This window comes from Flavobacterium sp. RHBU_24, assembly GCF_046613695.1.
Taxonomy (GTDB): domain Bacteria; phylum Bacteroidota; class Bacteroidia; order Flavobacteriales; family Flavobacteriaceae; genus Flavobacterium.
The window spans coordinates 1-254 of record NZ_JBKJHD010000073.1 but is presented as its reverse complement, the minus strand read 5'-3'; the positions used below and the strand labels follow the sequence as shown (position 1 = coordinate 254).

Below are 254 nucleotides of genomic sequence, written 5' to 3'. Positions count from 1 at the left end.
TAGGACACGATACATACAATGCGTTAACACATGTGCACCGCCTACTGCTGTTGTGGGTACCCCTACAAGCTCCACTACAGCTACCCTTAGCTGGACAGCGCCTGCAACAGGCACACCAACCGGCTATCAGTATGTGCTAACCGTGTTTGCGACCGATCCCGTAGCCGGCACAACCTTAACCACTACCACCGCTACCACTATACCTTCATATACGTTAGTTCCCGGGGTTAACTACTACCTGCACGTAAGAAGCG

The 254-nt window shown here is 52.4% G+C and carries 1 protein-coding gene; it reads left to right on the top strand.

What is annotated here, in order from left to right; all coding sequences use genetic code 11:
* Positions 1 to 254: fibronectin type III domain-containing protein (locus ACLI09_RS18125; protein WP_411421050.1), on the top strand; the 254-nt coding region annotated here is incomplete at both ends.